Annotated in this window: 14 protein-coding genes; 2 read left to right on the top strand and 12 right to left on the bottom strand. The window is 71.3% G+C overall.

Annotation, left to right across the window (positions count from 1 at the left end; all coding sequences use genetic code 11):
* The 9 genes from G6026_RS16160 to G6026_RS16120 all read right to left on the bottom strand — a co-directional run.
* The coding region (locus G6026_RS16160) for an HAD-IC family P-type ATPase (protein WP_182613764.1) at nt 1–1119 on the bottom strand (1119 nt) is incomplete at its 3' end.
* Nucleotides 1116–1427: a metalloregulator ArsR/SmtB family transcription factor gene (locus G6026_RS16155; RefSeq protein ID WP_107757221.1), complete on the bottom strand. Its 312-nt coding sequence runs from the start codon at nt 1425–1427 to the stop codon at nt 1116–1118. The genes G6026_RS16160 and G6026_RS16155, both read right to left, overlap by 4 nt.
* A gap of 62 nt (nt 1428–1489) precedes the next feature.
* Nucleotides 1490–2053: a hypothetical protein gene (locus G6026_RS16150; RefSeq protein WP_182613763.1), complete on the bottom strand. Its 564-nt coding sequence runs from the start codon at nt 2051–2053 to the stop codon at nt 1490–1492.
* Nucleotides 2054–2205: 152 nt separating this feature from the next.
* Nucleotides 2206–3381: a hypothetical protein gene (locus G6026_RS16145; protein WP_206682038.1), complete on the bottom strand. Its 1176-nt coding sequence runs from the start codon at nt 3379–3381 to the stop codon at nt 2206–2208.
* Nucleotides 3378–3926: a hypothetical protein gene (locus tag G6026_RS16140; RefSeq protein ID WP_182613761.1), complete on the bottom strand. Its 549-nt coding sequence runs from the start codon at nt 3924–3926 to the stop codon at nt 3378–3380. Before G6026_RS16140 ends, G6026_RS16145 begins: the two co-directional genes overlap by 4 nt.
* Complete coding sequence (locus G6026_RS16135; RefSeq protein WP_182613760.1) at nt 3926–4966, bottom strand: hypothetical protein; 1041 nt, start codon at nt 4964–4966, stop codon at nt 3926–3928. Before G6026_RS16135 ends, G6026_RS16140 begins: the two co-directional genes overlap by 1 nt.
* An 82-nt stretch (nt 4967–5048) precedes the next feature.
* A complete protein-coding gene (locus G6026_RS16130) occupies nt 5049–5606 on the bottom strand; it encodes a hypothetical protein (protein WP_182613759.1) in 558 nt (185 codons plus the stop codon).
* Nucleotides 5607–5771: 165 nt separating this feature from the next.
* Nucleotides 5772–6071 carry a CueP family metal-binding protein gene (locus G6026_RS16125; RefSeq protein WP_309230219.1) on the bottom strand — a complete coding sequence of 100 codons (300 nt, stop codon included), beginning with the start codon at nt 6069–6071 and terminating at the stop codon, nt 5772–5774.
* A 48-nt stretch (nt 6072–6119) separates the two neighbouring features.
* On the bottom strand, nt 6120–6788 hold the full coding sequence (locus tag G6026_RS16120) for a DUF305 domain-containing protein (protein ID WP_107758201.1): 669 nt from the start codon (nt 6786–6788) through the stop codon (nt 6120–6122).
* Between the two features lie 233 nt (nt 6789–7021).
* Between G6026_RS16120 and G6026_RS16115 the strand changes: the two genes are divergently transcribed.
* Nucleotides 7022–7744, top strand: a complete 723-nt coding sequence (locus G6026_RS16115) for a response regulator transcription factor (protein WP_107758200.1) — start codon at nt 7022–7024, stop codon at nt 7742–7744.
* A gap of 92 nt (nt 7745–7836) precedes the next feature.
* Entirely contained in the window at nt 7837–8901 is a 1065-nt protein-coding gene (locus tag G6026_RS16110; RefSeq protein ID WP_182613765.1) for a HAMP domain-containing sensor histidine kinase, read from the top strand.
* A 15-nt stretch (nt 8902–8916) separates the two neighbouring features.
* Here G6026_RS16110 and G6026_RS16105 read toward each other — a convergent pair whose 3' ends face one another.
* The 3 genes from G6026_RS16105 to G6026_RS16095 all read right to left on the bottom strand — a co-directional run.
* Entirely contained in the window at nt 8917–9687 is a 771-nt protein-coding gene (locus G6026_RS16105; RefSeq protein WP_107757215.1) for a maleylpyruvate isomerase family mycothiol-dependent enzyme, read from the bottom strand.
* A complete protein-coding gene (locus tag G6026_RS16100; protein WP_107757214.1) occupies nt 9684–10319 on the bottom strand; it encodes a TetR/AcrR family transcriptional regulator in 636 nt (211 codons plus the stop codon). Before G6026_RS16100 ends, G6026_RS16105 begins: the two co-directional genes overlap by 4 nt.
* A 181-nt stretch (nt 10320–10500) precedes the next feature.
* A partial coding sequence (locus G6026_RS16095) for an ATP-binding cassette domain-containing protein (protein ID WP_182613757.1) occupies nt 10501–10781 on the bottom strand: 281 nt, incomplete at its 5' end.

Here is a 10781-nt window from a genome sequence, read left to right as displayed (position 1 = left end):
GACCTCCAGGGCGGCGGCCACCGCGAGGACCTCCGCCCCGGAGACCCCGTCCGCGGTCGCGATCTCGACGACGACGGGACGATTGCGGGTGAGGGTGCCGGTCTTGTCCAGGGCGATTCCGCGGATGCGGCCGAGGGCCTCCAGAGCGGCGCCGCCCTTGACCAGCACACCGAACCGGCTGGCCGCACCCACGGCGGCGTACACGGTGACGGGCACAGAGATCGCCAGGGCGCAGGGCGAGGCCGCCACCAGGACGACGAGGGCCCGTTCGATCCACACCTGCGGGTCGCCGAACAGGCTCCCCACCACCGCGATCAGCGCGGCGGCCACGAGGATGCCCGGGACCAGGGGCCTGGCGACGGTGTCGGCCAGCCGCTGGGCCTGGCCCCTGCGTGACTGTTCCGCCTCGACGATCTGGACGATCCTCGCCAGCGAGTTCTCCCGCGCCTCCGCGGTGACCGTGACCTCCAGGGCGCCGCTGCCGTTGATCGACCCCGCGTACACCTCGTCCCCCGGACCGGCCTCGACCGGGACCGATTCGCCGGTGATCGCCGAGTTGTCCAGGGCGGTGCGGCCGACGCGGATCGTGCCGTCGGTGGCGATCCGCTCGCCCGGTCGGACGATCATCACCTCGCCCAGACGGAGGTCGTCGGGCCCGACCCGCAGCTCGCGCCCGCCGCGGAGGACGGTGGCGGTCGACGGAACCAGCGACAACAGGGAGCGCAGGCCTCGGCGGGTGCGTGCGACCGAATACTCCTCGAGCCCCTCGCTGATGGCGAAGAGGAACGCCAGCAGGGCGGCCTCCTCGACCTCGCCGAGGATCACCGCGCCGGTGGCCGCGATGGTCATGAGCGTGCCCACGCCGATGCTGCCCCGCGCCAGGCGTCGGAGAGTCGACGGGACGAACGTGGAGCCCGCGACCAGGAGCGCGACCGCGTACAGCACGAACTCGGCCGGGTGGGGCCCGACGGTCCGGCCGAGGAGCAGTCCCGTCAGAAGCAGTGATCCGGCCGCGGCAGCGGCCCGGATCTCGGTGACCTGCCACAGGTGTTCCGGACCGCGGTTCTCACCGTCCCCGGCCGGAGGGTCATCGGGGCCGCACCCGCACGCGTCGCTCACGAGACGTGGTTGGGGCACAGCGCGACCGCCGACCCGGTCGCGGCGAGGAGCGTCTCGGCGGAGGCCAGCAACTCCATCAACTCGGGACGGGCGAGCGAATAGAACACCTGCCGGCCCTGCGGTCGCCCCTCCACGAGCCCGCAGTCCCGCAGGCACGCGACGTGGGCGGAGACCGTGGATTGCGCCAACCCGAGCTCGGCCACCAGGTCGGCGACCCGGGTCTCACCGCGCGCGAGCCGGCGGATGATCGCCAGCCGGGTTCCGTCGGACAGGCTGCGGAACAGCGCAACCCCGGCATCGATCGTCATTCGACGATGATAACGGGATTGAGCGATGTGTTCCAGGCTCGGCGCCGGCGTCGGCCCGGCCTCTAGGAATTGGCGATCGCGAGCACCGCCCAGACGGGGAGCCAGAGCCCGAAGCTCAGGATGGTCAGGATCAGGTGCAGCGGGTGGTTGACCCGCCTGCCGCCGCCGTGGGTGACGAACACCGTCTGCTGCATCGGGTACGGGTGGGGCATGATTCCCTGCGCCGGCATTCCGTAAGCCGTGTACTGCTGGAACCGGGCGGGGTCGCCGAACCCCTGCCCGGCCGTCGGCGACGCCAGATGATGGGGCACGAATTCGGTGCCCTGCCGGTACGGCGCCGCGGGGGTCATTCCGTAGGGCAGACCACCGTCGTGGGCGAGCCGTTCGACGTTCTCCGAGGCCGGGACGGTCGGACACTGGTCGGTCGCCGGCACAGGGGGATACAGCTCGGTGGGCGGCACAGGGGGGAACTGCTCGGTCGGAAACCGCTCTGTCGGGTAGCGCTCGGGAGGGAAGTGCTCCCCTGGGTACCGCTCCACGGGGGCGAATTGAGTCGTGGTCGCCGTGGTGTGGTCCCACCCGGCGTCCGAGGAGTCGTCGGAGCGGGAGGGGGTCTGCTCGTTCATGGCGGCTCGATTCACGATGTGCGGGGCCGGTGACCCGGCCGGTTTCGCCGGTCACCCTAATCGCGGGCACGGCCTGGTCACATCGGGCTGCGCTGCGAATCCGGGGATAAATGGGGGGTCCCCCGCAGTGCGCGCGACCGGATGGTCGGGGTCTACCCCGAGGAGCCCTCGCCCCTCCTGCGCCTGCCGACGAGGAACCAGAGCAGCAGCAGGAGCGCGGCGAGCACCAGCAGCGCCGCACCTGCTCCCAGGGGACGAACAGGCGCGGTGGTGGCCTCGGGCGAGCCGCCCGAGGCGGTGACGTCGCCCACCGGGGGGACCGCGAACTCGCGCGCGGTCGTCTGCTTCTCGGTCCCGCTCGCCAGATCGACGGTCGCCGTCCACTCCCCGGAGGGGAGCGGGATGGCCTCGGAGACGGGGAAGCGGATCTCGGCGGTCTCACCGGGCGCGATGGTGGCGGGTTCCGACGCGAGGGGAGGGGTCGCCAGCCCGCCGGGTCCGTCGGTGAGATCGAGTGTCCCGGCCACATCCACCGCCCTGTGTCCCGTGTTGGACACCGTCGCGAGGAATGCGGCGACGCCGACCGCTGCCCAGACAGGCCGCAGATCGAGGATCTCGAATCCGGAATCGGGCGCGCCGCCGGCTCCGGTGGAGAGGTACACGCGGACCCCGACGCGCGAGATCTGGTCGAGGCCGGTCTCGCCCGCACCGGAGCCGCTCGAGGAGGACCCGGGCGACCCGAGCGAGCCCGACACCGCCGACCCCGACGAGCCCGTTCCTGTGCCCACCGCGTTCCCGCCCGGGGCCGCGGAGGTGTGGGATGCCCAGATCACCGCGTACTGCTCGGCATCGGGTGCCCCGGCGGGCACGGTGATCGTCGCGGTGACCATCGCCGACTGGCCGGGCAGCAGGTTCAGCACCGATCTGTCGAGGTGGATCCACCGGGTCAGCGCGTTCGACTCCCCGGGCGACTCGGGGAGGAACGACCCGCCCTGCACCGTGGCAGGCCCGGCGTAGACCTCGATCCTCTGCGGGGAGTCGGTGTGGTTGCCCACCTCGAGTCGACGAGTGGTCGACGCCCCAGCGCTGAGATGGTCCACGATGTACCGATGTGCCCTGGGGTCGTTCGACGGCGTCGGCGGAGCGCTCCTGAGTCCGATCGAGATCGTGCCCGGGCTCGCGCCGGGTGACGGTCTCTGATGCGCGAGGGCGGGTGTGGGCGAGGCGGCGGCGAGCACGACCGACGCGATCAGCACGGCGGCGAGGAACGCCACGAGACGCGGGGCGAGGTGCCCTCGGATGGTGACGGGCCTCATCGTCGTCGTCATAACGCCGAGGTGATCAACGCGCCGCGGCCGGGAGCGGAGGGGCCGGTGGAACCGAGGCCGGGCACTGCCCTGTCCACCCTGACCCGGGGCGTCCATCTCCACGATGCGGAGGGCACGACGATCCCGCTCACCGCGAGGGCGTCCCGCGGGGCGCCCACCGGCGTCCAGTCCGGCATCCGGTTGGTCACCGCTCCGGGTCCGGTGGGGGAGACGACCCTGTACGAGAGGGATGGTCCCCGAGCGAGACCGGTGGCGGCGACGGACGCGCTCCAGTCGCGGGATCCGCCCCCGCGGCTGTCGATGACCGCGGTGTCGGCGAGCGTCACCTCGGAGACGCCGCTGCCGACGGGGAGGGCCAGGCCACCCTCCGCGGCGACCGCGATGTGCAGGTCGCCGCTCGTCCCGTCGACCACCTCGAACATCAGGGTGGAGGTGTCCGCCGGGGCCGCGGACGACGGGGCAGCCGGTCCGACAGTGGACGCCACGACGACGACGGTGACGGCGGCGGCGGTGACGGCGAGGACCGCCGCCGCCCTCACGACCATCAGTGCGTCTCCGCGGGGCGCTCGTCGCCGCCCGAGGAGCGACGGCGCAGGAGGATGAGCGCCAGCGCCGTCGCCGCGAGGAGTCCCGCGATCAGTGCGCCCCACAGCCCGATCGACCACCCTCCGTCGCCGTTGCTCGTCTCTCCGACACCCTGGTCGGGGAAGGTGATCTCCGAGCTCATGGAGTGCTGCGCCCACCCGCTCTCGAGCTCCGCGGTGGCCTGCCACGGGCCGGCCGGGAACTCCACGCTGGACGGGATCACGAACATCACTTCGTCGCCGCCGCCGGGGGGGATCGTCAGCGTGCTGGCGGACACCGCCTGGGCGGTCAGGCCCCCCGGTCCGTCGCCCAGGGTCAGGGTCCCGGAGACGTCGACGGCCCTGCCGCCGGTGTTCTGCACCCGCACCGCGACCGCGGCGTTGCCCTCGGCATCGCGCTGCGGGGTGAGGCTCTCGATCTGGAAGTCCGACGGGGGACCGTTGCCCTCGCCGACGGACACATAGAGCCGCACCCCGACCCGCGACACCTGCTGGATCTGCTCCTCGCCCTCTGCGGCGGCGGGCCTGGTCGACACCCAGACCGCGCCGTACTGCTCGACCTCGGGCGCGTCCTCGGGGACGGTGATGGTCACGAGCACCTCGGCGGACTGGCCGTTGTCCAGCGTCACCTCGTCCGCGCTGAGTTCCACCCACGAGGAGAGCGGGTTGGTCTCTCCACGCGGCCGGGGGACAAAGGCGCCGTCCCGGATCTCGGCCGGCCCCGCGTAGACGTCGAGAGTCGCCGGGGCGCCGGTGTCGTTGGTCACCTGCACCCGGCGCGAGATCGACTCCCCGGGAGGGATGTTGTCGACGATGTAGGACCTCGCCCGCGGGTCGTCCACCCGGTCCGCGGGAATGTCCATCAGGGAGATCCGGATGGATCCCGTGGGATCGACCGGGCCGCCGTTCGGCTGGGCGTGGGCCCACTGTGCGGGCATGGCGATCAGGCCGAGCGGGACCACCATCATCAGGGCCACCATCAGCCGCGAAAGAGAACGCATCGGGATCAGCTCTCGACTCGTAGGGGGACGACATCGCAGTTACTGGACACGTGTCCAGTAACTGCGATGTGGCAGGGGTGACTCAGAGGGCGGACAGGGTCAGCGTGGCCTTGTACTGACCGATCGCCACCGTGCCCGAGAGGTCGACGGTCATCGCGTTGAGATTCGGGATCGTGGCGGTCTCCAGCGGTGCGGCGAGGGTCCGCTGGGTGCGGGTCATGATGAGCGTGTCGTCGTTCTTCAGGGGGATGTCCGCGGCCGCCCGGTTGGCCGTTCCTCCGAACACCAGCCCGAGGGCGGAGGACGGGGGGTGGTAGGTCGCCTTGGTGGCGGGGATGACCGCGGTGGCGTCCTGGGTGTGCACGAAGTCGGTGAGCGCCAGGTAGGCGTTCCATCCGTTCGTCGTGCCCCGGGTGTCGGTGATGCTGAACACGGTGAGGGAGCCCGAGGCCGACCCCCCGTTGGACGCCAGTCCGAGGGTGCTCACCGGCCCACCGGTGTTCACCGACAGGCCGCCGTTCTGGGCGGCCGTGACGGTGAAGTTCAGTTCCTGCTGATTCGCCTGGGCCGAGGCGGCGCCGGCGGCGGGGAGGGCGACGATCGTGGCCGCGCCGAGCGCGACCAGCACAGATTTACGCATGGGGGTTTCCTTAGGGAAGGGGATGGATCGGGCGATCCTGAGGTGTCTTCCGTCACAGTTATGAAGACGCTTTTAAAGTAGACACTTGGTCGCTGTCATGTCAAGTGTGGTGGCGCCGCGCGTGTCTGGACCTGACCGAGCCGCGTGCGACTGTGGCGGGACCGACTACGTCGGCTGCGACTGACCGCGGCGGCCGCGTTGCGGCGGACGGTGGACGGTTACGGCAGTCGGCCCGTCCGTCACGGTCACATGCACGGTCTCGCCGCCGAGGTCACCGAGGCACGTGGTGATGCTGTGGAAGAAGCCGTCGTGCGTGAAGGTCCGATATGGCGCCACGGAGAGGGAGAACTCGTCAGCAGGCATCGGCAGCGCCGTCTCCCCGAGGTCGCCGGTGGGTTCGCTCTGACGCAACCGGTCCGGTTCGACGGAGGCCCACAGGTCGTCGGGCCGCCGCGAGCAGGCCACGTCCGCGCACGGCCGGGCGGTTCCCGGTTGGCACGGCACATCTCACCGTCACAGCCCGGCGAGCATCTCCCGCATCCGGTCGATCTCCCGCTGCTGGGTGTCGATGATGGTCTGGGCCAGCTCGACCGCCTGCGGGTGGGTTCCGTCCTCCACCTGGTCCTGCGCCATGTCGATCGCGCCCTCGTGGTGGACGATCATCTGTTCCAGGAACAAGCGCGCGGCGTCGGTGCCCTCGGAGTCGACCAGCTCCTGCATCTCCTCCGGCGAGAGCATGCCGTCCATCATGCGCATCTCACCGGCGTCACCCATGTGATCACCCATGTGGTCACCTGCGCCGGGGCCGGCGTGCCCGTCGTGGTGCGCTCCGGGCTCGTCCCACTCCTCGAGCCACCGGTTGAGCTGCTCGATCTCCGGACCCTGAGCGGCCGTGATCTCCTCGGCCAGGGCTCGGACGTCGTCGGGGATGTCCTGCTTGGCCAGGATGATGTCGCTCATCTCGATGGCCTGTTCGTGGTGCGGGATCATCATCCGCGCGAACCGCACGTCGGCGGCGGAGTGCTCGCCGGAGGCCCCCTCCTCGGCCGTCGCGGGAGCGCCGTCCTCGGCGGTGGTGGTCGTGGCCGGCGTCGCGGCCGTCGTGTCGTCGCCGCCATCGGCACAGGCGGAGAGCGTGAGAACGGCCACGGCTGCGGCCGCGAGGAGGATCCTGCTGGTCATCGTCGAGGTCCTTTCGAACGGAGCCACGGGGCGCCCGGACTGATCGTGACCATCCTGCCCGTCGGACCCGACCGGCGGGATGGAGGTCACATGAAGGTTTGGTCAAGGCTGTCGTGGGGGCGGCGGATCCCCCGGTGGAGCGCGATGATGGGACCATGACCCACCCCCCTGTCGACCCCGGACAGGCCGGTGTTCCCGGTTCCGGCACGCGCCATCCCACGGGGTTGCGTGCCATGGTCGTCGACGACGAGCAGTCGCTCGCCGACCTGGTCGCCACCTACCTCCGGCGCGACGGATTCGAGGTCTCCGTGACCGGCGACGGGGTCCAGGCCGTCACGTTGGCCCGGACGGTGGACCCGGACGTGATCGTCCTGGACCTGGGGTTACCGGGCCTGGACGGGGTCGAGGTGTGTCGGCGGATCCGGGCCCACTCCGACGCGTACGTCGTGATGCTCACCGCGCGGACCGATGAGGTGGACACGCTGATCGGGTTGTCCGTCGGCGCGGACGACTACGTGACCAAACCCTTCAGCCCCCGCGAACTCATGGCCAGGATCCAGGCGATGATGCGTCGACCTCGGGGGCCGGCGACCGGGTTCGACGACGCGGGGGTCGCCACCGGGTCCGCGGGCGGCAGCGCGGTGGAGGCGCCTCCGCGGAGGATCGGGGCTCTGACCGTCGACGTCGCCGGTCGTGAGGTGAGCGTCGATGGTGAGGCGGTAGCGCTGACGCGCACCGAGTTCGACCTGCTCGCCGCACTGTCCCGAGACCCGGGTGTCGTGTTCACCCGCTCCCAGTTGATCGAGACGGTGTGGGGCCCGAACTGGGTGGGCGACGACCACCTGGTGGACGTCCACGTCGCGCACCTGCGCCGCAAGCTCGGCGACGATGCCACGCTGGGCCGCTACGTCCGCACCGTCCGCGGCGTGGGCTACCGGATGGGGGCCGGGCGGTGAGCGGCGGGGTCGGCGGCCGTGTCGGTGGCAGTGGCGAGGTGCGGCGCGGACGGCGTGCCCGGGCGAGCTTCGGTACGAGGTTGCTGCTGGTGATGGCCGGGGTGGTGGTGGGCTGCGCGGGGAGCGCGTGGCTCGTCGCCTCGGTGCTGGCGCCGGAGATCTTCCACGACCACCTGGGGCAGGCCGGGATCGACCATGACTCCGCGGAGGCCGCCCACGTCGAGGAGGCGTTCACGGATTCGATCGTCCTGGCCTTGGGGTTGGCGGTGGGCGTCGCTGTGCTCCTGGCGCTGCTGGCGAGCTGGTACCTCACCCGGAGGGTCCAGCGTTCCGTCGCCGTCGTGACCACCTCGACCGTCGAGATCGCCGGCGGACGCTACGACACGCGGGTCGCGAGCCCCGAGTTGGGGCGGGAGTTCGACGACCTGGCGACGAGCGTCAACGAGCTCGCCCGGCGACTCGGCGCCACCGACACCTCGCGACGCCGGATGCTGGCCGACCTCGGTCACGAGATGCGCACCCCGCTGGCCACGATCGACTCCTACCTCGAGGCCGTCGAGGATGGCGTGCGGGACTACGACGACGACACCAGGGAGGTGTTGTGGAGGGCCACCCGCCGGCTCGAGCGCCTGGCGTCGGACATCGTGGCCGTCTCTGCTGTCGAGGAGCACCTGACCCGTCTCCATCCGGTCCCCACCACCGTCGCGGGGCTGGTGGGGACCGCGACAGATGCCGCCCGGGAGCGGTTCGCGGACAAGGGAGTGGAGCTCACCGCCCGTGAGCTCGTCGACACCGAGGTCACCGTGGACATCGACCGCATGGGCCAGGTGCTGGGGAACCTGCTGGACAACGCGCTGCGGCACACCCCTGCCGGTGGCACCGTCACCGTCAGCACCGGGGTGCACGACACCGGACTGGTCTCTGTCACCGTCACCGACACCGGCGAGGGTGTGGCCGCCCACCACCTGGACCATCTCTTCGACCGCTTCTACCGCGTGGACACCGCCCGCGGCCGACACTCCGGCGGCAGCGGGATCGGGTTGACGATCACCCGTGCGCTCGTGGAGGCCCACGGCGGCCGTGTCAGCGCGGCCAGCGACGGCCCCGGACACGGGTCCCGCTTCACCGTCACGATTCCCGCGTCGTCACGCGGCTGAGACCGCGACCCCCGATCAGAACGGGACCTGGGTCCGCAGCAGTCCCTCCACCGGCCTCCGGCCGCTCAGGGCGCGGCAGAACTCGAACGCGTCCATGGTGAGGTTCTCTCCGGCGCCCGGGTGCCCACCGTGCTGCCAGCGCCCGCCCGCCGGGCCGGTGAGCTCCAGGTCGAAGGCCTGGCCGTGCCGACCGGCCCACTCGGTCACCACGTCGTCGACGATCACCCCTTCGTGCTCCGGGGTCGCCGTCATGGCGACACCCGTCGCGGAGGCGATGTCGATGCGGTGCATGAACGGGTCGCGGGTGAGGATCACGTCGAAGAGGTAGCCCATGGACCACCACTCGCCGTTGTCCTCCATGGCCTGCCTCCTCATCACGCCCGGTGCCCGTCGCCGATGCCTGGCGGCCCCGGGGGCCGATCGACGGACCTCGGCGATCAGTTGCTCGGTCGACAGGCCGGCGTTCTTCTCCACCTGGAGCGCCGTCATCGCGTCGATAGGGAGGCACCCCTCGCGCTTGGCCCGCTTGCCGGAGGCCAGCTGCTGGCGGACCATCTCCGGCCAGCTGGCGAGCATCTGGACCATGCCCAGCATGTGCCCGGCCATCGCGCGCACGTCCCACTCGGTGCAGTCGGTCCGGGCGCCCCATTGGTCGGGGGTGAGCCGTTCGAGCATCTCGGCCACCCGGTCGTATTCGGTCTCGGCGAGACGCCCGGCGACATCCCGGGCCAGTCGGGGTTGTCGGGGGTCGTTCTTCGAGCGGTGCTGCCCGGTTGTCGTGATCATGGCGGTGTGTCCTCCTGTGCGGTGGTGACCGGGGCGTCGGTCGGGATGCCGACGTCGTCGAGGTACATGTCGATCGCGCGGTCGACCAGCCGGGCCCAGCGGTCGCCTCCGGGGTCGTTGGCGAGTTGGGCGTCCGCCATGCCGCCCACCACCGCCACGTAGAGGTCGATGTCCTCGCGGTCGGTGATCCCGATCGCCGCGAACCGCTCACGCAGGCCGTCGAGCACGAGCACCGCGGGCGCGTAGGCCTCCGGGCTGGGGGTGAAGCCGGGGATGGTGCGCTGGTTCATCAGCTGGAAGCGCGCGAGGTCGGTGACGCAGAAGTCGAAGTACGCCCGCGCGTACAGCCGGACGGTGCCCCGGGCACCGGTCGGGGGACGCTCGTCGAGGGAGAGCATCACCTCGAGGCATTCGGTCCACGCCTGGGCGAACATCGCGTCGTAGATGGCGTTCTTGGAGTCCACATGGGAGTACAGCGACGGCGCCTTCATGCCCACCCGGGCCGCGACGTCGCGGAGGGTGAGCTGGGCTAGCCCCTGCTCACGGGCCACGTCCCACGCGGCATCGATGATCTCCCGCCGGGTGGCCTCACGTCGTTCGGCCGACCTATCGCGATTCGGCGTGCCTAACATGATTAGGATTGTGCGCCTGTGGCCCGGTGATGTCCAGAGGGGATTGGTCGCGATCCGGTCTCGGGGGAGGGCGAGAGTGGGGCCGATGAGCACAGGAGCAGCCGACTCCGCAGACGTGGCCGCCCCGGCGTAGGGTGACCCGCCCTCGCCACCACCGAATCGCAGCTCGAACTCGACGGCGTCACACCCCCAACTCCCTCACCTCGTCGGCCCAGCTGCGGGCGAGTCGCAGATCGTGGGTGATCGCCAGGACGCCCAGCCCCCTGTCGGCACGCCGACGCAGTGCGCGCGCGATCGCGACCGTGCTCAGCGGATCAAGGTGCGCGGTGGCCTCGTCGGCGATCAGATACCGGGGCTCCTGTGCCAGCGCGCGGGCCAGGCAGGCGCGCTGGAGCTGCCCGCCCGAGACCTCCGCGGGGCGGCGGTCCAGCAGCACCGGGTCCACGCCGACCTCGTCCGCCA

It is taken from the genome of Dietzia sp. DQ11-38-2 (assembly GCF_014145055.1).
In the GTDB taxonomy this organism is placed as follows: domain Bacteria; phylum Actinomycetota; class Actinomycetes; order Mycobacteriales; family Mycobacteriaceae; genus Dietzia.
The sequence above is the reverse complement of the archived record's forward strand: the minus strand, read 5'-3'. Positions and strand labels throughout refer to the sequence as shown.

Bases quoted from the DNA above. Each gene is read 5' to 3' on its own strand.
- G6026_RS16155 (WP_107757221.1), bottom strand. From the start codon at position 1,427: ATGACGATCGATGCCGGGGTTGCGCTGTTCCGCAGCCTGTCCGACGGA.
- G6026_RS16150 (WP_182613763.1), bottom strand. From the start codon at position 2,053: ATGAACGAGCAGACCCCCTCCCGCTCCGACGACTCCTCGGACGCCGGG.
- G6026_RS16145 (WP_206682038.1), bottom strand. From the start codon at position 3,381: ATGACGACGACGATGAGGCCCGTCACCATCCGAGGGCACCTCGCCCCG.
- G6026_RS16140 (WP_182613761.1), bottom strand. From the start codon at position 3,926: ATGGTCGTGAGGGCGGCGGCGGTCCTCGCCGTCACCGCCGCCGCCGTC.
- G6026_RS16135 (WP_182613760.1), bottom strand. From the start codon at position 4,966: ATGCGTTCTCTTTCGCGGCTGATGGTGGCCCTGATGATGGTGGTCCCG.
- G6026_RS16130 (WP_182613759.1), bottom strand. From the start codon at position 5,606: ATGCGTAAATCTGTGCTGGTCGCGCTCGGCGCGGCCACGATCGTCGCC.
- G6026_RS16120 (WP_107758201.1), bottom strand. From the start codon at position 6,788: ATGACCAGCAGGATCCTCCTCGCGGCCGCAGCCGTGGCCGTTCTCACG.
- G6026_RS16115 (WP_107758200.1), top strand. From the start codon at position 7,022: ATGGTCGTCGACGACGAGCAGTCGCTCGCCGACCTGGTCGCCACCTAC.
- G6026_RS16110 (WP_182613765.1), top strand. From the start codon at position 7,837: ATGGCCGGGGTGGTGGTGGGCTGCGCGGGGAGCGCGTGGCTCGTCGCC.
- G6026_RS16105 (WP_107757215.1), bottom strand. From the start codon at position 9,687: ATGATCACGACAACCGGGCAGCACCGCTCGAAGAACGACCCCCGACAA.
- G6026_RS16100 (WP_107757214.1), bottom strand. From the start codon at position 10,319: ATGTTAGGCACGCCGAATCGCGATAGGTCGGCCGAACGACGTGAGGCC.